General features: G+C 35.6%; 24 protein-coding genes and 1 other annotated feature. Of the genes, 15 read left to right on the forward strand and 9 right to left on the reverse strand.

Annotated features, from left to right (window positions below; genetic code table 11):
* Positions 1-35: 35 nt before the first annotated feature.
* Positions 36-878 carry a YitT family protein gene (locus tag KI338_RS01790; protein ID WP_212919256.1) on the forward strand — a complete coding sequence of 281 codons (843 nt, stop codon included), beginning with the start codon at positions 36-38 and terminating at the stop codon, positions 876-878.
* 8 nt (positions 879-886) lie between these two features.
* Positions 887-1300, forward strand: coding sequence for a hypothetical protein (locus KI338_RS01795; RefSeq protein ID WP_212919257.1), 414 nt, complete (start codon positions 887-889; stop codon positions 1298-1300).
* Positions 1301-1358: 58 nt separating this feature from the next.
* Here the strand turns inward: KI338_RS01795 and KI338_RS01800 are convergent, their stop codons facing one another.
* The 4 genes from KI338_RS01800 to KI338_RS01815 all read right to left on the reverse strand — a co-directional run bounded on the left by KI338_RS01800 (position 1359) and on the right by KI338_RS01815 (position 3119).
* The gene (locus tag KI338_RS01800) at positions 1359-1622 is read right to left on the reverse strand and encodes a NifU N-terminal domain-containing protein (RefSeq protein WP_212919258.1); all 264 of its coding nucleotides are present in this window, start codon (positions 1620-1622) and stop codon (positions 1359-1361) included.
* Positions 1623-1838: 216 nt separating this feature from the next.
* Positions 1839-2030 (reverse strand): DUF3813 family protein, encoded by a 192-nt coding sequence (locus KI338_RS01805; RefSeq protein WP_212919259.1) that lies wholly within the window; start codon positions 2028-2030, stop codon positions 1839-1841.
* A gap of 1 nt (position 2031) precedes the next feature.
* Positions 2032-2181, reverse strand: a complete 150-nt coding sequence (locus KI338_RS01810; protein ID WP_212919260.1) for a hypothetical protein — start codon at positions 2179-2181, stop codon at positions 2032-2034.
* A 104-nt stretch (positions 2182-2285) separates the two neighbouring features.
* Positions 2286-3119, reverse strand: coding sequence for a Cof-type HAD-IIB family hydrolase (locus KI338_RS01815; RefSeq protein ID WP_212919261.1), 834 nt, complete (start codon positions 3117-3119; stop codon positions 2286-2288).
* Between the two features lie 163 nt (positions 3120-3282).
* Between KI338_RS01815 and KI338_RS01820 the strand changes: the two genes are divergently transcribed.
* Together KI338_RS01820 and KI338_RS01825 are read left to right on the forward strand one after the other, a co-directional pair.
* Positions 3283-4041, forward strand: a complete 759-nt coding sequence (locus tag KI338_RS01820) for an alpha/beta fold hydrolase (protein WP_212919262.1) — start codon at positions 3283-3285, stop codon at positions 4039-4041.
* A gap of 68 nt (positions 4042-4109) precedes the next feature.
* Complete coding sequence (locus KI338_RS01825; RefSeq protein ID WP_212919263.1) at positions 4110-4421, forward strand: metal-sulfur cluster assembly factor; 312 nt, start codon at positions 4110-4112, stop codon at positions 4419-4421.
* A 75-nt stretch (positions 4422-4496) separates the two neighbouring features.
* On the opposite strand, the gene KI338_RS01830 is transcribed toward KI338_RS01825, so the two are convergent.
* Positions 4497-5303 (reverse strand): undecaprenyl-diphosphate phosphatase, encoded by an 807-nt coding sequence (locus KI338_RS01830; RefSeq protein WP_212919264.1) that lies wholly within the window; start codon positions 5301-5303, stop codon positions 4497-4499.
* 98 nt (positions 5304-5401) lie between these two features.
* Between KI338_RS01830 and KI338_RS01835 the strand changes: the two genes are divergently transcribed.
* On the forward strand, positions 5402-5785 hold the full coding sequence (locus KI338_RS01835) for a hypothetical protein (RefSeq protein WP_212919265.1): 384 nt from the start codon (positions 5402-5404) through the stop codon (positions 5783-5785).
* Positions 5786-5889: 104 nt separating this feature from the next.
* On the opposite strand, the gene KI338_RS01840 is transcribed toward KI338_RS01835, so the two are convergent.
* Positions 5890-6069 carry a DUF2929 family protein gene (locus KI338_RS01840; protein ID WP_212919266.1) on the reverse strand — a complete coding sequence of 60 codons (180 nt, stop codon included), beginning with the start codon at positions 6067-6069 and terminating at the stop codon, positions 5890-5892.
* 164 nt (positions 6070-6233) lie between these two features.
* On the opposite strand from KI338_RS01840, the gene KI338_RS01845 reads away from it, so the two are divergent.
* From KI338_RS01845 to KI338_RS01870, 6 genes are all read left to right on the forward strand, one after another.
* Entirely contained in the window at positions 6234-6848 is a 615-nt protein-coding gene (locus KI338_RS01845; protein ID WP_212919267.1) for a hypothetical protein, read from the forward strand.
* Between the two features lie 25 nt (positions 6849-6873).
* A complete protein-coding gene (locus KI338_RS01850) occupies positions 6874-7833 on the forward strand; it encodes a BMP family ABC transporter substrate-binding protein (protein ID WP_244853282.1) in 960 nt (319 codons plus the stop codon).
* Between the two features lie 117 nt (positions 7834-7950).
* Positions 7951-8889 (forward strand): beta-ketoacyl-ACP synthase III, encoded by a 939-nt coding sequence (locus KI338_RS01855; protein WP_212919268.1) that lies wholly within the window; start codon positions 7951-7953, stop codon positions 8887-8889.
* 64 nt (positions 8890-8953) lie between these two features.
* Positions 8954-10189: a beta-ketoacyl-ACP synthase II gene (fabF, locus tag KI338_RS01860; RefSeq protein WP_212919269.1), complete on the forward strand. Its 1236-nt coding sequence runs from the start codon at positions 8954-8956 to the stop codon at positions 10187-10189.
* 281 nt (positions 10190-10470) lie between these two features.
* Entirely contained in the window at positions 10471-10674 is a 204-nt protein-coding gene (locus tag KI338_RS01865) for a YuzI family membrane protein (RefSeq protein WP_212919270.1), read from the forward strand.
* A gap of 142 nt (positions 10675-10816) precedes the next feature.
* Positions 10817-11590, forward strand: a complete 774-nt coding sequence (locus KI338_RS01870; RefSeq protein ID WP_212919271.1) for a YjbA family protein — start codon at positions 10817-10819, stop codon at positions 11588-11590.
* Between the two features lie 258 nt (positions 11591-11848).
* Here KI338_RS01870 and trpS read toward each other — a convergent pair whose 3' ends face one another.
* Positions 11849-12838 carry a tryptophan--tRNA ligase gene (gene trpS / locus KI338_RS01875; protein ID WP_212919272.1) on the reverse strand — a complete coding sequence of 330 codons (990 nt, stop codon included), beginning with the start codon at positions 12836-12838 and terminating at the stop codon, positions 11849-11851.
* A gap of 55 nt (positions 12839-12893) precedes the next feature.
* Positions 12894-13070 (reverse strand) — a binding site (T-box leader).
* Between the two features lie 113 nt (positions 13071-13183).
* On the opposite strand from trpS, the gene KI338_RS01880 reads away from it, so the two are divergent.
* On the forward strand, positions 13184-13990 hold the full coding sequence (locus KI338_RS01880) for an MBL fold metallo-hydrolase (RefSeq protein ID WP_244853386.1): 807 nt from the start codon (positions 13184-13186) through the stop codon (positions 13988-13990).
* 102 nt (positions 13991-14092) lie between these two features.
* Here the strand turns inward: KI338_RS01880 and KI338_RS01885 are convergent, their stop codons facing one another.
* Positions 14093-14206, reverse strand: coding sequence for a YjcZ family sporulation protein (locus KI338_RS01885; RefSeq protein ID WP_212919274.1), 114 nt, complete (start codon positions 14204-14206; stop codon positions 14093-14095).
* Positions 14207-14399: 193 nt separating this feature from the next.
* Here KI338_RS01885 and KI338_RS01890 point away from each other — a divergent pair, with 193 nt between their 5' ends.
* Positions 14400-15380 carry an NAD(P)H-quinone oxidoreductase gene (locus KI338_RS01890; RefSeq protein ID WP_212919275.1) on the forward strand — a complete coding sequence of 327 codons (981 nt, stop codon included), beginning with the start codon at positions 14400-14402 and terminating at the stop codon, positions 15378-15380.
* A 251-nt stretch (positions 15381-15631) separates the two neighbouring features.
* On the opposite strand, the gene KI338_RS01895 is transcribed toward KI338_RS01890, so the two are convergent.
* Positions 15632-16342 carry a class I SAM-dependent methyltransferase gene (locus KI338_RS01895; protein ID WP_244853285.1) on the reverse strand — a complete coding sequence of 237 codons (711 nt, stop codon included), beginning with the start codon at positions 16340-16342 and terminating at the stop codon, positions 15632-15634.
* Between the two features lie 191 nt (positions 16343-16533).
* On the opposite strand from KI338_RS01895, the gene KI338_RS01900 reads away from it, so the two are divergent.
* Together KI338_RS01900 and KI338_RS01905 are read left to right on the forward strand one after the other, a co-directional pair.
* Positions 16534-17151, forward strand: a complete 618-nt coding sequence (locus KI338_RS01900) for a DUF47 domain-containing protein (protein ID WP_212920020.1) — start codon at positions 16534-16536, stop codon at positions 17149-17151.
* 13 nt (positions 17152-17164) lie between these two features.
* Entirely contained in the window at positions 17165-18166 is a 1002-nt protein-coding gene (locus KI338_RS01905; RefSeq protein ID WP_212919276.1) for an inorganic phosphate transporter, read from the forward strand.
* The last annotated feature ends 116 nt before the right edge of the window (positions 18167-18282 follow it).

Genomic DNA, 18282 nt, shown 5'->3' on the forward strand with positions numbered 1-18282 from the left:
AGTCAAAATAATTGCGATTCAAAAAGGAGACTGTTATGTTTTTAATCGAAGCCAAACGAATTATAGTCGTTATTATAGGATCATTTTTAAATGCAATTTCCTTAAATTTCTTCCTTATTAGTGCCAATGTGTATGCAAGTGGATTTACAGGTACAGCTCAGTTAATTTCAAGTGTTTTTCTTGATTTTGTAGGGTTTCATATAACAACAGGAATTCTATTATTTCTATTAAATATTCCAGTGTTCATCTTAGGTTGGTTTAAAGTTGGAAGGGGATTTACTGTATATAGCATTATTTCTGTAATATGTTCATCCATATTCCTGCAATTTTTACCGGTTATGCAACTTTCTAATGACATTATTTTAAATGCTGTCTTCGGTGGATTAGTTGCGGGGATCAGTGTTGGTATTACATTGAAGGTAGGAGCCTCGACAGGAGGTATGGATATTGTTGCGATGGTCCTATCTCGTATGAAAGATAAACCAATTGGTATTTATATAATTTCCTTAAATGCTGTGATTATTGCACTTGCAGGGATTCTTTATGAACCAGAAAATGCACTTTATACGATGGTAGCGTTATATGTTACAACCCGTGTCATTGATACCATCCATACTCGTTATAACAAGCTTACTGTCATGATTGTGACACAAAAGGCAAAAGAACTGCAGAAAGCTATTCAAAGCAAAATGGTTCGAGGGATAACTATTCTACCTGCTGTAGGTGCGTATACAAATCAAGAGAAAAATATGCTGTACCTCGTCATTACTCGCTATGAATTATATGATTTAGAAAAAATAATTAAGGAAATTGATTCATCGGCTTTTGTAAATATCGTGCAAACAACAGGTGTATTTGGTACCTTTAGAAAAGAGTAGGGGATGTCATGAAGAAGAAAATAATACTATTATTTAGTGTGCTTCTCATCCTAGTAGGATGTGGGAGAGAGGCAGAGGAGGAGCAACAAGTAGAGCAGGTAACGACTTATGCGAAATTTCAAAGTTTAGATATTCAGATAGACAAGAATCAAATCATAATTACAGGTGAAGCGGATGCATCGGATAATAAATTTTATTACTCTGTAGTTCAAGCTGAAAAGGAAATTGGTAGAGAAAAGGAAGTACGAGTAGATAAGACATGGGGTAAATTTATTATTGAGATTCCGATTATGAAAGAAATGATTAACTTAGATGAGGTAGTTATTGTTAATCTGTATACTCGAAGTTCTGAAGGTGAGATTATTAATCCTAATTATGTTCCTATAGACCTACAGTTGGAAATGTCTGAGGAGAGTGAATAAAAAAGCTTGCAGGAGAATTTCTGCAAGCTTACTTTAACACCTATAAAAGCCTAATCAATCAGTATCCATGCTTTTCAAATACTTCTTTAACCCGTGGAGTGACATCATCCCATTCGGCATCAAAGCTTTTGTTTACAGTAATAAAATTCTGATAACCGAAGACATTATCAACTCCTTCGAGTTTCATCAGGTCATTCATAATTTCGTGCTCGCTAATTGTACCTGGCATTACTGAAATACTATTAGTCCCTTCGAAAATTAGCTTATCAGTTGTAAATTTTATTGCATTAGGATTTGGCGTAGCTTCGGCTCGAACTCCCATTTCAATACCTCCCATAAGCGTGCTTTACCTCTATATTAGCAGAAAAGCACATAATTAAAAAGCCTTAAAGGAAAAGGTGTCCCAAGAATTTATCCTGGAACACCTTGTGAATGCTTGTTTCATCAGTAATCCCTTCTCATCCTTTGGAATGAATCAGCTATTACCATCACAAGCATTCTATTTTGAAAAAAGGAGTTACCGCCATGCTAACGGAGGTTAGCTAAGCTTTTGCTGTTCAAGCTGATTTTGTAACTGCTGTAATTGTTGCTTCTCCTCAGGAGTAGCCTCATTCATAGCAGCTTGGATTGCGTTTTGTGCAGCTTGTTTATCTTGCTCATTCGTTCCAGTCATATTATTAGCAAATTGTGTAACAGCATCTTTAGCTTGTTGGAAAAGATTGTTCGCCATGTTAAAATCCTCCTACTGTATGATTATCTGCTTCTTCCCGTTTACGTTCTGCATCTGTGAAGTTCGAGCGATATGGGAATTTTTCATCATGTTTTTTCACAGCATCAGTACTTAGTTGACTAAATCTTCTTGACTTACTCCCTTTGCCCAAGACGTTTCCTCCCAACTAAAAAGTGAACGTTTTGTAATCCGTTCACTTTTAGTATGGAAAAATTCTAATCATAATATAGTAGGAAAAATTCGGCATGCAAGCCGTTACTTTACATTTGTTACGTTTAGTTTTAAATATTCTTCTAGAAATAAACCAATTCCACTCTCTTCATTTGTAACGGTAACATGGTTTGCGATTGATTTTAGTGGATCGATTGCATTCCCCATGGCAACGCCGACTCCTGCAAAGTCAATCATTTCTAAATCATTATCTTCATCACCAAAAGCAATAATCCGTTCCTGTGGGATTTGAAAATAATGGGCAATTTTTTGAAGACCGACAGCCTTATTTATTCCTTTTTTTACAATTTCAATGATGTTCCATGGTGCACCCCATTTACGATGTTCGATGACCTCCGCGTGAAATTCATCAAGGTGTTTACGTAATGAGGAAATATGGTCTTCTTTAGGATGGATTAATAGGCTGGTTGGATCTTCTGTAAGCTTGCTCTTTATGCTTCCAATGATAAATGGAGAATCATTGGATGCTTGGTGAAAGATATCAATGATTTTTTGATCAAACTTATCTAAATAGACATTGTCCTGAACCTCTGCTACAACATTGTATGTGTCTAAATCATAGCAGGTCTGTACAATATTTAATGCAGTTCGCCTTGGCATTGGATTATGCAGGACATCCCATTTTGTATCCGTTGGATGGTGAATTAATGCTCCATTATAATTAACCATAGGGGTATTTAAACCGAGTTCTTTGTAATATTGTATACTTGCTCGATGTGGCCTTCCCGTAGCAATTACAACAATATGACCATCTTCCATTGCCCTCATTAATATTTCCTTATTTTTGTTACTGATTTCTTTTTTATCAGTTAATAACGTTCCATCTAAGTCTAAAGCTATTAAATGTTGTTTACTCATTTTTCCTCACCTCATTTAAATCCTAGTGTATTCATGTTTTCAACATCTGTAAAGCATAAGGTAATAAATTTTCCGTAAAATATCGGTTAAATTAGTTTAACATTTACATGAAAGATACTATCATAGAAGTATTACAAAATATTGGATGAGAGGATTTTTGCGAATGATTGGAATATTGAAGCAGAATGTTGGTGAAATACCAAGCTTAGTTGTTGTTGATTCAGAGAAGCAACATTCTGCGTTGCCGGCTGTTGTTTATTATCATGGAATCACAAGTGCAAAGGAGCATAATTTGCCACTTGCTTTTTTACTTGCAGAGAAGGGGTATCGTGTCATCTTGCCTGATAGTCTATATCATGGAGAAAGACAAACAAATGAAATTCCTGATGTACGTTATTACTTATTTAACATTGTTATACAAAATATTAAAGAGCTTAATGAGATAAAGAATGATTTAGAAAAACAAAACCTGTTATTAGATGGAAGAATCGGTGTTGCAGGTACGAGCATGGGTGGGATAACAACAGCATCTGCTTTAACACAATATCCTTGGATAAAAGCTGCCGCAGTTCTCATGGGCTCTCCCAAAATCACGACTTTTGCTAGAGAATTAGTAGATGTTTATGTTGAATCAGGCGAGCTTCCTTTATCAGAACAAGAAGTAAAAGAGCTATATGATCTATTATTTACATACGATTTGTCAGAGCAAAAAGAAAAATTGAAGGATCGTCCTTTATTATTTTGGCATGGCGATCACGATCAAACCGTTCCATTTGACCATTCCTATTCCTTCTATCAACAGGTGAAAGATCACTATACAAATGAGGAAAATTTGAAATTTTTAAGGGAAAAAAATCGTGATCATAAAGTGAGCAGATTCGCTATATTAGAAACGGTTAAATGGTTTGATTCACATCTGTAACTAAATTTATTTAAAAAACAATGGAAATATGTTTAAATGAAAATATGATGATAGGAGGAGGGAAAACCATGGATGAAGCTTTAAAAGAAAATCTCATGGGGGCTCTTGAAAATGTAATTGACCCAGAGCTAGGAATTGACATTGTTAACCTTGGCTTAATATATGATGTAGATTTGGATGATGAGGGTATTTGCACAGTTACGATGACGCTTACTGCTATGGGATGCCCATTATCTGCACATATCGAAGCAGATATTCAACGTGCACTATATGATATTCCAGAGGTAAAGGAAACTAGAGTGAATATAGTTTGGGATCCACCTTGGGGCAAAGAAAGAATGTCACGTTATGCAAAAATTGCCTTAGGGATACCAGATTAATTTATTAGTAAAGCAAAATAGTTATGAATAAAGGGACTGCAGCTACAATAATTTGTAGCTGCAGTCCCTTATTAATTAAAGAAAGAGTACAACTAGTGTACCGACAATGAAACAATAGAAAGCAAAATATTTTAATTTCCCTTTTGCCATGATGTTCATAAACCACTTAAGTGCAAAGTATGTAGCAATTATTGAGGAAATAAATGCTAATAAATATGGGATTGTATTAAAATTTTCATCGCGAACTAAATCACCAATATCAAGAATACCGACTCCTAGGCTCACAGGTATATATAGCAAAAATGAAAAGCGTAAGGCGGTTTCCTGTTTCAATCCTAATAGCATTGCTCCTACAATGGTTGCACCAGAACGACTAATACCTGGCATTAGGGCAACAGATTGTACAAGGCCAATAATTAATGCATCCTTTAACCGAATCTGTTTGTCTCCCCTTTCTCCTTTTAAATTACGAATAGTCCATAACGCAACTCCGGTAATTAGTAACGTAATTCCAACCACAAAGGATTTACTTAAATCACCAATTTTATCTTTTAGGAGGAGTCCAATAATCCCTGTTGGTATGGTTGCAATTATTAGCATAATAATGAAGTGAAAATCAGATTTAGTATTAGGATCTCTCGAGATTATGTAACGAAATCCATTTTTGATTAATCGTATTATATCATTCCAATAAACTAGAATGACTGCAATTAGTGAACCGAAATTAACCAATATCTCAAAGGATAATCCATTTGCTTGTACACCAAGGATTTCCCTAGCTAATACAAGGTGGCCACTAGATGAGATAGGAATTGGTTCTGTAAATCCTTGTAGTAGTCCTAAGAAAATATATTTAATGAGCTCTAACAATTCTTGATTCATAAAAATTATCCCCCTGATACTAGATTGCTATTTATTGGTTTTTTTGTCACCTCTATCTAGGCGTGTGAATAGTCTATTATGTGAGGAGGTTGATAGAAATGGCACAGGAAAAGAATATGTATGATGAATGTAAGACACATATCCACGCTTATGTGTTAGCACAATTACAAGATGGCACAAGATTTGATGGCATCATTACAGGCTTGGATGAGGATTATGTATATTTTGCTATACCGTTAGAAAATGAAATGTCTGATCAAATAACTTCCCATGTACAAGAGCAACGTCAGTATGGCTATGGGTGGCATGGGTATGGTGGATTCGGTACACCTGGTTTCGGTTACCCAGCCTACGGTGGATTCGGTGCGCCTGGTTTTGGTTATCCTGCCTATGGTGGATTTTATGGTCCTAGGAGAAGGTTCAGACGACTCGTTTTACCTCTATCTGGACTTACTGGTATAAGCTTATTACCTTGGTATTAATTGAATGAAAAAGGGTCTGAGCCCTCTACTACAAAAAGGCTGTAGTAAGATGAGGGAATCAGACCCTAAAGGGACTTCCCTTTATGAGGAAATCTAATGTTATATTATTGTTCTTTTTCTTCGCGTAATAAACCATCACCCAAAATAAAAATAAAGATGGAGATAATAGCTGCTGCAATAAATGTAGCAACTAAATCAAGCGAAGCACCGGCCATACTAGATAATACGTATGAAAGCACAAAGGAAATTAAAATAGCCCAAAAAATTGAAGCAATATAGCGCATACATTACACCTCATTTTTTACATATCATTAATTCTTTATTAAGTTTACCAAATGAACACATAAATGGAAAGTATTTATTCATAGCGTTACATCGATAAGAATATTATTACGCTTTAAATAGCTCTAAACGTCTTGTTAACTGTTTTTATAAAGGAGGAACAGCAATGGAGGTGTTGGTTTATAATTGTTTTCATTGGATAGGTTTTCATTATGTTAATTTTTTGCTAGAACAGGGTGTAGAAGTAGTAGGTATGGATAATATTGATACAGATAAGAAAGAAAACCTGGCAATGTTCCTTGGAAGAAACAGTTTATTTCATTTAATGAATCCCCAAAGTAGCTTAACTATTCCGATTGCAATTATAATAGGTAATAATCCACTCCCTAATCATATAACTGTGGACAAAGTTATAAGAATCACCAACAATATACAGTCTTTGAGAGAACAAGAAAATACGGTCACTATAAGTACACCGATACTATATGGGGAATGGATGGACATGACAGAGGAAGGTGTCATTTTGGACAATCGCACTGTACCTTTCAATTCCGAGGAATTTCGTTCCACTGCGATACATGTTAAAGAATTTATTCAAGCAACACTGCCTTTACTTGAGAAAACTTCCTCACAAGCCATGATAAAGGTATTTTCAAGAAATGTTTTCCTTGACGATGCAGTAAAACTTGAAAATTCTCTTTACATTCGTGACAATATTCCTATAGAGAAGCGTATGAAGAAAATATTTGAGCATTATGAGCGTTATAAAGATCTATATTAACCGAAATTTGAATGGAGTGCCGGACTTGAGGAGAATAATCAGTTTATCCTTCATAATTGCTGTTGGACTACTTTTAAGTAGCTGTCAAGGGAGTGAGAACAAAGGTAATCTATATAAAGCAGGGATGATAGTAGAAGGTTCAATCGAAGATAACCCATGGAATTCGAAAGGGTCTGATGGGTTATTAGCAGTTAAGAAAAAGTTTAAGGTTGAAATTGAAGTTATCGAAAATGTAAAAACAGAGGAAGAAATATCAAAGGCCGTTAGTGAACTTGTTAATAATGGTGTTAACTTAATCTTTGGTCATAGTAGTACATATGGGGAATCCTTTTATGAACTTTCAAGGAATTTTAAAGATATACACTTTGTTTACTTTAATGGAAATTATTATAATTCTAATTTAACTAGTATGACTTTTAATTCAAATGCGATGGGTTTTTTTGCTGGAATGCTCGCTAGTGAAATGTCCTCCACAAATGAGGTTGGCATTATAGCTGCATATCAATGGCAACCAGAAATTGAAGGTTTCTATGAAGGAGTAAAATATCAGAATCCAAATACAAATGTCAATATGGAATTTATCTATGACTGGAACGATAAAGAAGTTGCTATCAATGCCTACCAAAAGATGAAGGCTAAAGGTGTTGATGTTTTTTATCCAGCAGGTGATGCCTTCAATGAGGATATCATTAAGCAAGCTAGTATAGATAATTTATATGCAATTGGCTTTGTAACGGATCAATTCAAGGTTGAACCTAATACTGTTTTAACTAGTACTGTTCAGCATGTGGACCAGCTTTATTTACTTGCAGCGGATATGTTTAACAAAGGAAAATTACAAGGACAGATTATGTCTTTTGATTTTAAAGATGATTATATTACTTTAGGGGAGTATAGTCCAAATGTACCAAAGTACTTTCAAACCAAATTGAATGAATCCATTGAACATTATCAAGAGACAGGCTTGCTACCTAATCAATACTAAAATGAATGGTGTTTGGAAATAGTCATGGGGAATTTACAGCTTGCAAGTCTTTCTTTTTTGCATTAAAATTAGTACCAAGTCATAATATTTGATAACAAAATAAGGGGATGTAGGTACATGGGTGTAGGAGTACTAGGTGTAGGACATTATGTTCCGTCAAAGGTCTTAACTAATACGGACTTAGAAAATATAGTAGATACTAGTGATGAATGGATTCGAACAAGAACTGGAATTGAGGAAAGAAGAATTGCTGAGGATGATATGAATACTTCTGATATGGCACTTCATGCTTCCTTAAGTGCGTTAGAAAACGCTGGAGTAAAGCCTGAAGAATTAGATTTAATATTAGTCGCAACTGTTACTCCAGATACTCCGTTTCCTTCTGTTTCGTGCATTTTACAGGAAAAGCTAGGGGCTTGGAATGCTGCTGCAATGGACGTTAGTGCCGCCTGTGCAGGATTTATGTACGGAATGATAACAGCAAAGCAATTTATTGAAACAAAGGTATATAAACATATTTTAGTAGTTGGTGCTGAAAAACTTTCAAAGATAACGGATTGGTCAGATCGTAATACTTGTGTGCTGTTTGGTGATGGGGCAGGTGCTGCTGTCATGGGAGAGGTTTCAGAAGGTAAAGGGATTTTATCTTTTGAACTTGGTGCAAACGGAGCCGGTGCCGAGCATTTATACCAAAAGAATAAAGGCTATATTTACATGAATGGTCGAGAGGTCTTTAAATTTGCTGTAAGACAAATGCCGGAATCATCGTTAAATGTCATTGAGAAGGCAGGTCTTAAAAAGGAAGATGTGGATTATTTAATTCCGCATCAAGCAAATATTAGAATTATGGAAGCAGCAAGAGAAAAACTAGGTATTCCAGAAGAAAAAATGGCGAAAACCATTAAAAAATATGGTAATAATTCATCTGCCTCTATACCTATGGCTTTATCAGAAAGTGCTAAAGATGGTAAAATTAAGGATAATGATTTAGTTGTATTAGTTGGTTTTGGAGCAGGACTAACCTGGGGAGCAGTAGCATTACGCTGGGGCCGCTAAGTTATGGCACGAGAACATGCTATTCCCAATATTTGAAAAAACTTTTTAGGAGGAGTACTTAATCATGTCAGAAAGAAGAGTAGTTGTGACAGGGCTTGGAGCACTTACCCCAGTTGGTAATGATGTTAAAACTATGTGGGATAACCTCCTTGCTGGTAAGTCTGGAATTGACTTTGTTACTCAAGTGAACAAAGACGATTTTCCAGCAAAAGTTGCAGCAGAGGTTAAAGATTTTGACCCAACTTTATATGTTGACAAAAAAGATGCACGTAAAATGGATCTCTTTACACAATATGCTGTTGCTGCATCTAAAATGGCATTAAAAGATGCTAACCTTGAAATTACAGAAGATATAGCTCATCGAGTTGGAGTATGGATTGGTTCTGGTATCGGAGGAATGAAAACGTATGAAGAACAGTTCCATAAATTTTTGGAAAAAGGACCAAACCGAGTAAGTCCATTCTTTGTTCCAATGATGATCCCTGATATGGCTGCAGGACAAGTTTCTATTCAAACTGGAGCAAAAGGTATTAACTCTTGTACGGTAACAGCATGTGCATCAGGAGCGAACTCCATAGGTGATGCTTTTAAAGCAGTACAACGAGGTGATGTTGATTATATTATTGCAGGAGGTACAGAAGCTCCAATTACAAACATGGCGTTTGCTGGGTTCTCTTCAGCTAAAGCACTATCCTTCAATCAGGATCCGAAAACGGCAAGTCGCCCATTTGATAAAAACCGTGATGGTTTTGTAATGGGAGAAGGAGCAGGAATACTTATTTTAGAGTCATTGGAAACTGCTTTAGAACGTGGAGCCCATATTTATGCAGAAATTGTTGGCTATGGTGCAACTGGAGATGCGTACCATATCACAGCTCCTGCTGAACATGGAGAAGGTGCAGCGCGTGCAATGCAGCATGCCTTACGTGATGCTGGCCTAAAGCCAGAGGATGTTGACTATATTAATGCCCACGGTACAAGCACGGATTTGAATGATAAATTTGAAACCGAAGCGATTAAAACTATCTTCGGTGATCATGCATACAAGCTGGCAGTTTCGTCAACGAAGTCTATGACCGGTCATTTATTAGGTGCAGCTGGCGGTGTTGAGGCTGTCATTGCCGTGAAAGCAATAGAAGATGGTATCATACCACCAACCGTTAATTATGAAACACCAGACCCGGACTGTGATCTGGATTATGTTCCAAATAAAGCTAGAAACCAAGATGTTAATGTTGTTGTAAGTAATTCACTTGGCTTTGGTGGACATAACGTAGCTCTCATATTTAAAAAATATTAATCAAAATTTATTGTTAAAATAACTGACTTAAAGGGTGCATCCTTAAAGTCAGTTATTTTTTTGTTTATATCCGATTTCACAAGCATGAGTGCAATGTTAATCCTATAAACTATAAAGAAGCACGTGCCCAAAATATGCTCCCAATGCAAGAGCATGTACATAATTTTCCTTATATGCAAGATGGACTTACGCATTGAAAATATCCTTCTGATTTTCATTATTCCTAACTTCCTTGCATATAATTTAATAAAAACATAGGACAAGCCATGGGTGGTTATTATATGGGACATGTTGTTTTCTTTTTAATAGGCTTTGGGCTAGCTGTTACTGGTGGAGTAACGTTAATTGCATATATGAACTTTTTACCAGCAGGAGTATCGTGGTTAGAGTATTTTTTATTTGTCGGGGGAAGGATAGAATGCTATTTCTTGCCAATTGGTCTTTTCATAATGACAGTAGCCATATATTCATTTCCGAATAAATGATGACCTGATAATTTGCACTCTCTCGAATAAATTTTTAAATGATGGTCATAATGTATTCTAAAGTGTATGTTCAAAAATACTGGTATAGTTGGTAATTTTGAACAGCCTCAGGAAAGGATTCATTCAGAGTGAGGGGTGTTGTATGTTATACTTACATGATGTTTGGGTGAACTGGTTTGAAGGAGAAGAAAACGGGTATAATGTATGTTATTTTCATGAATGGCGAAAAGATGATGGAATAGAACTACTTGACCAAGTCCCTTTGTTATACATAACAGAATCCCTATATCAGTACATTGAAAATGATATGCATGATTTACCACAAGGTTTACTGGATGCTATTTATAAGCGTGCATATACAAGAAAGGGGCAGGATCGTTCTGTTGTTGACTATGCCTGCATAGTAACGGATGGAAATGATATATTGGTATTTGATACTATTGGCTATCGTATTCCAATCCGTAAGAGTCGCTTAATCCCAAGGCAAGAACAGCTTGTTTATGAAATGATTGAAAAATCTAAACCACAGAGCTTTGGATTTGATGGTACGAATTATGAAAAGGAGTATCATATGTTATCCATGTCTCCTGACTTAGTATTTGGTTTAACGAGAAGAGAAAGACAGCTGAAGCAATTATTAATGATGGGTTTAGATCAGTTACGTACATCTAATAATTTAGAAGAATTACGATATTGGTTAACCGAGTGGAATCCAAAAAAATATCCTTTTATTCGCTTTATGGATGAAGATGAGGTATGGCAAGCCTTGTACGATGGAGTAAAACTTGGATGGAGCACAGCCCATGAGGAACTTTGTGAAAAATTAATAAAAGGGCAACCATTTCTTGAAAAAATGTGGGAACTTGAAAATCAATACGCCGAGGGTATATCAAAGCAAAAGTCAAAAAATCAGTGAGGAAATTTTTCTCGCTGATTTTTATGCTTTATAGCTCGAAGTTAATATGGCAATCGACAAATTAGTATTAAGATTAGCTGTGGGATGCACTGAAGATAGAGCTTATTCCTTAGATAAATTATTAGTTAACATAGATATACAAAGAAAAATGCCTAGAGGCAATGATATGCTCCTTTCAATGTAGACAGATTAAGAAATCTATTTTCCTTAGAGGAAGCATATCATTATACTCCAAGCTTTTAGGTATTTTCTTTATGATTATTTTCTAACTCGTCCTAATCCCATTGCCTTCTTTGCTTTTTGAATTGTTTTATTCGCAACAAGTGAGGCTTTTTCTGCACCTTGATCTAGGATATCGTCCAACAAATCAGATTCTAGAATTTCATAATAGCGCTTTTGGATTGGTTCTAGTACGGAGATGACAGCGTCTACTACCCCTTGTTTGAAATCCCCATATCCTTTTCCTGCATATTTGGCTTCTAGTTCTGCAATAGTTTCACCAGAGAATGCAGAATGTATATCTAATAAATTGGATACGCCAGGTTTGTTTTCTTTATCGTATTTAACGACTCCCTCAGAGTCAGTAACAGAACTTTTGATTTTCTTCTCAATTTGCTTTGGCTCATCTAACATAAATATGGAGGCTTTAAGATTTTCGTCTGATTTACTCATTTTTTTCGTTGGCTCTTGTAATGACATGATGCGTGCACCGACTTTTGGGATGCTAATTTCTGGGATATTAAACACTTCTAGGAAGCGATTGTTAAAGCGTTGGGCTAAGTCACGAGTTAGCTCTAAATGCTGCTTTTGGTCATCGCCAACAGGCACTAAATCCGCATTATAAAGAAGAATATCGGCTGCCATTAACGATGGATAGGTAAATAGAGCAGCAGAAACCGCATCTTTTCCTTCTGATTTATCTTTGAATTGTGTCATGCGTTCTAGTTCACCCATGTAGTTAATGGATTGCATCATCCAACCTAGCTGAGTATGAGCAGGGACTTCAGATTGGATAAATAGTGTCGCTTTTTTTGGATCGATTCCAGAAGCTAGATAGATCGCTGCTAATGATCGGATATTCTGGCGAAGCTTTAAACGATCCTGTGGTACGGTAATTGCATGTTCATCAACAATACAGAAATAACAGTTGTGGGTTTCCTGAAGCTCCACAAACTGGCGAATAGCACCAACATAATTTCCAATGGTTAATGAACCACTTGGTTGGATTCCTGAAAAAATAGTTTTCATGATATTCACTCACTCCTTATTTTTTTGCATTAAAAAAAGCCCATTCATTCCCTAAAGAAGGGACGAATGAACCGCGTTGCCACCCTAATTATCTTAAAAAATATTAAGATCACTTTATTTAATAATCGCTCCAAAGTCCAATTCCTGTTTACCTTGATGCTTGTTTCCACCAACCACAAGCTCTCTTAAAATCAGCGGGTAAATAGTACTACGCCTTTTTCATTGCTATATATATTAAGTTTTTTATATTATATATAGTCTTATTCGGAAATGCAAGAGAAAATATCTAATGAGCAGCCATTTTATGGTATTCTAAAAAAAAATGAGTGTCAGGGGGTGGCGCGTATAATATTTCAAACAAAAGCATGGATAGGAGAAAAGAGCAATGTTGGTTTTATTAACGGTACAATTATGTTTTCTAGTGTAAAGCTAAATGTATACAGTTTTAATATAGATGGTGTCCTAATTGATACTGGGGCACCAAGACTGTTAAAGGAATTTAAAAAGTTCTTTATAGATGTGGATATTGATCAGGTTGTCATTTCGCATTCTCATGAGGATCATATTGGGGGAGCTGCCTATTTGCAAAATGAACATGGTTTACCAATTTATATGAATCGAATGATGATCGAGGAGTGTTCAAGAAAAGCGAATTATCCATTTTACCGAAAAATGTTTTGGGGTAGCAGAAAGCCATTTGAAGCACAAGAACTTGGTAAAACGTTTACTTCAAGGAATGCAATTTGGGACGTAATAGAAACTCCTGGACATGCAATCGATCACCTTTCCTTCCTAAATCGAGAGACAGGACAGCTTTTTTCTGGAGATTTATTTGTTCAGCCTAGAACGAATGTTATTCTACGAGAAGAAAGTATTCCGACTATCATGGAATCTATTACTCATGTATTAACCTATGATTTTGGTGAACTATTTTGCTGCCATGCAGGTTATGTGAAAGAAAGTAGACAAGCATTGATTCGTAAGCTCCAGAATTTAAAAGAATTAGAAGCATCTATTTTAGAACTACACAAACAGGGCTATCATGAGAAAGAGATTCAAAGGAAGCTCTTTAAGAAGAAATATCCAATAACTTTCTTTTCATTTGGAGAGTGGGATTCAATTCATATTATCCGATCGATTATAAAATCTTAGAATCTTGTTGCTGAGAAAGAATAGTTACCCATAAAGACAAATGAATTGGAGATAATAATAAAGGAAGAGCAGAGTAATAATATTCTGCTCTTCCCCTCGTCATTAATAGCCACCACCGGTATAACTTACACCGACGATGATTAGTAGAATGAACAACACGACAATTAAAGCAAATCCAGCTCCAGATCCGTATCCGCCGTATCCGCCACCACTCATCTTCAGCACCTCCTTTACTAGGGGTAATATATTATACTTAAAATAGAAAAGAAGTTGTGGACACGTATATTAATATAACAACCTATTTTTATGGATAATATATTGTGCATAGGTTGTGAGTTAGGATGATACAATACAAAAGCATGAAATATAAAAATAAGATTCTAAGAAATATGTAAAGGAGTAAAGGAAAATGAAAGGAATTATTGTTAGAAAACCAGGTGGACCAGAACAATTACAAATAGCTGACTTAGTAGTACCAGATATTAAGGAAGGTGAATTACTTGTTAAAGTACATGCAGCTGCTGTAAATCGTACAGATATTATGACAAGAGAGGGCAGAGCTACATATGCTAATAATCCCATTCTAGGTGTGGAAGTAGCTGGTACAGTTGAAAAAATATCGGGTAGTGGTCCTTATCAAATTGGTGATCGAGTAATGGGATTAGTTAATGGAGGTGGGTATGCTGAATATGCAGTTATTCCTACCAATCGTGCCATAAGAATTCCGGATAGCTATACCTTTAATGAGGCTGCGGCTATACCAGAGGTATTTTTAACTGCCTATCAAACGTTATATTGGATAGGGAATCTTAAACAAAACGAAACAGTATTAATCCATGCAGGAGCAAGTGGCGTTGGGACTGCTGCTATCCAGTTGGCAAAGCAAATTTCGAATGCAAAAATTATTGTAACAGCTGGTTCTGTGAAGAAACTAGAATTCTGCAAGCAACTAGGTGCAGACTATTTAATTAATTATAAAGAACAAGCATTTGAAGAGGAAGTAATAAAGATTACGGACGGTGAAGGTGTTGATATCATCTTAGATTTTATCGGTGCAAGTTACTGGGAGAAAAACTTAACGAGTATTAAAAAGGGGGGGAGATGGGTATTAATAGGTGTGTTAGGCGGTAATAGGATTGAAGAGCTTAATATAATGGACTTGATGACTAAATATGTCCAGTTATATGGAACGTTATTGACTCCAAGAAGTGATCAATATAAAGAGGACCTAACAAAAGAATTTGCAGAGGTTGTAATTCCATATTTGGATAGAGGACAAATAAGACCAGTTGTGGATACTGTTTTTGCATTAAAAGAAGTAGCTAAAGCACATGAATATATGGAAAAAAATCAAAATGTCGGAAAAATAATCCTACAAATAAGTGATTAACCTCATGAGTAGAGTTGCTCAGGTGAGTAAAAACAATAATTAAAGAAACTTGTCTCCAAAGGTAATCATTGGAGACGAGTTTGTTTAATTAACATTTGGTGGTTACTTTTTCATTATATTTCTTATCACTATTATGCTTGTATTTTTCAAAGTTTAGAAAATCATTTGTTGTATAATACGTATATACTATTACCATTTAAAATTGTTGTATCAGCTAATCTCCAAGAAATATCCGAATAATAGTACTTTAATTAACTACACCTAAAAATTCGGTAACCTAAATAGCTTTGGAATTTCAGATGCATTTGTTTGTGGTATTCCATTACCATAAAAACATCTTCCTCTATACCATCTGAAAGAGTAAAATCAGGAGTGTTTTCCGGAGATGGAATTGTGGAACTAGGATAATCTTTTTCTATTGTGACATGTTGAAATCCAGCTTGCTTGAATTCCTCCAACCATTCTTCAATAGTCAAAATTCTTGATAGTTGGTAAAAGTGTTTTACTTTTTCGATTTCTTCTGCTAGGAGTGGCCTCTCCAGTACCATTTCTACAGCGATTAAACTTCCAGAAGGCTTTAGAACTCGCTTGAATTCTCGCAGGGTCTTAGCCAGGTCTGTAAATGCAATAACAGATTCAGATAGTACAATAGTAAAGGATTGATTGGCGAATGGCAGACTTTCTGTATTCGCTACCATAACTTGAACAGGTAAGTTAAGTACTTCAAATCTCTTTTTTGCTTTCTCAATCATCAGCTCATTATTATCAATAGATGTAATTTTACAACCATATTTTTGTGCTAAAAATGCAGAAGTTTGACCTGTTCCACACCCAGAGTCTAAGATGGTAGTATCATTCTTTATATCCATAGTAGAAAAAATTTTTTTCGTTAACTCAAGTCCCCCCGGATGTGCACCTCCAACCCCTAATATTGCTAATGCATCAAGATAAGAGTATTTCAATTTCTTCCCACCTTTATGAATAATACTTCGTAACAGTTTATGTTAGTTGGTATCTTTTGATATAAATTCTTTTGTTTCGAATTTCTATTTAACTCGACAATATGTGACAAATGCGAATGATAAATTTATAATGGATAACGGATAGGATTTGTAGTTTGGTTTAAGCTAATAAACAGTAAGATATTAGGGGGATTTTAATGGCGAAGAAGAACAAGTTTTCTACATATTTAACTAATATGGCAACAAATCTAAAAGAGTCTACCGATTTCTTTTCGGATTATAAGGTGAAAACGGAAAAAGACTTAGCGATTTTTGCAAATAAAATGACGGAATATGAACATAAGGGTGATGAGATTGTTCACGACATCATCAAAGAATTAAACACTACATTTATTACGCCTATTGATCGTGAGGATATATTACTACTAGCTAATAGTATGGATGATGTTTTAGATGGGCTGGAACAATGTGCTGCATTATTTGAAATGTATGCTATAACAGATATAAATCAATACATGCTACAGTTTGTAGAAGAAATAAAAATATGCTCCTATGAAATTTTGGAATCTGTTGAGCTCTTAACAACAAAGAAATATAAAAACATTCGGGAGAAAGTAATAAAAATTAATGCGGTCGAGTCAAAATGTGATGTAATCGAAAGAGAATCCATAAAAAATTTATTTTTGACAGAAAAGGATCCAATTCGCATTATTCAATATAAGGAAATTTACCAGAGCTTTGAGGAGATTGCGGACGCGTGTGAAGCGGTTGCAAACACGCTAGAGACAATCCTCATGAAAAATGCGTAAAGGGTGCTAACAAATGGGAAGTTTATTTGTCATTACAGTTTTAATAATTATTTTTGCATTAGTCTTTGATTTTATTAATGGATTTCATGATACAGCGAATGCAATTGCTACATCCGTGTCAACAAAAGCATTAAAACCTCGTCATGCCATTATTTTGGCAGCGACTATGAATTTTATAGGAGCCTTGACCTTTACTGGAGTGGCAAAAACCATTACAAAAGGTATTGTTGATCCATTTACATTACCAAATGGATCTATTGTTATTCTAGCTGCATTAATAGCTGCAATTGCTTGGAATTTAATAACATGGTATTTTGGAATTCCAAGTAGCTCCTCACATGCACTTATTGGTTCAATTGCAGGTGCAGCAATCGCTGCTGCTGGTATATCTCATATTCAGTGGAGTGGCTTTTTAGGGATAATTGCTGCACTAATTATATCTCCGCTTCTAGCATTTGGTATGGGATACGTTATTTACTCTATTATCAAGGTTATTTTCGAGAATGCGAACCTTGCCAAGACAAATCGTAGGTTCCGGATGGTACAAGTGCTTACTGCGGCTGTACAATCCTATGCACATGGTACAAATGATGCGCAGAAGTCAATGGGAATCATAACATTAGCTTTATTAACAAATGGATATTTATCTGTCAATGAGGTTCCGTTTTGGGTACAGCTTTCTTGTGCTACTGCAATGGCACTTGGAACCTCAGTAGGCGGTTGGAGGATTATTAAAACTGTTGGGGGAAAAATCATGAAAATCCGCCCAGTAAACGGAGTTGCAGCCGATTTAACTGGAGCTACTGTTATCTTTGGAGCAACACTAATCCATCTTCCAGTTAGTACAACTCATGTAATCTCTTCTTCGATTATGGGAGTTGGTACTGCCCATCGCGTAAAAGCAGTAAACTGGGGAACAGCTAAGAGTATGGTTATTACGTGGATAATCACTTTACCAATTTCTGCTACAATCGCAGGCTTGGCGTATGTAATCCTATCATTTTTTATGATATAAAAAGGGAATTCTCACTTTAAACAACCGAATATAATTTAGATTTAAACCGTATGCAATTAAGTATTTCAACTGATTGCATACGGTTTTATCATTTTATAAGGAGTTTAATCCTTCTG

Source organism: Ornithinibacillus bavariensis (genome assembly GCF_018333235.1).
GTDB classification, from domain to species: Bacteria; Bacillota; Bacilli; order Bacillales; family Amphibacillaceae; genus Ornithinibacillus; species Ornithinibacillus bavariensis.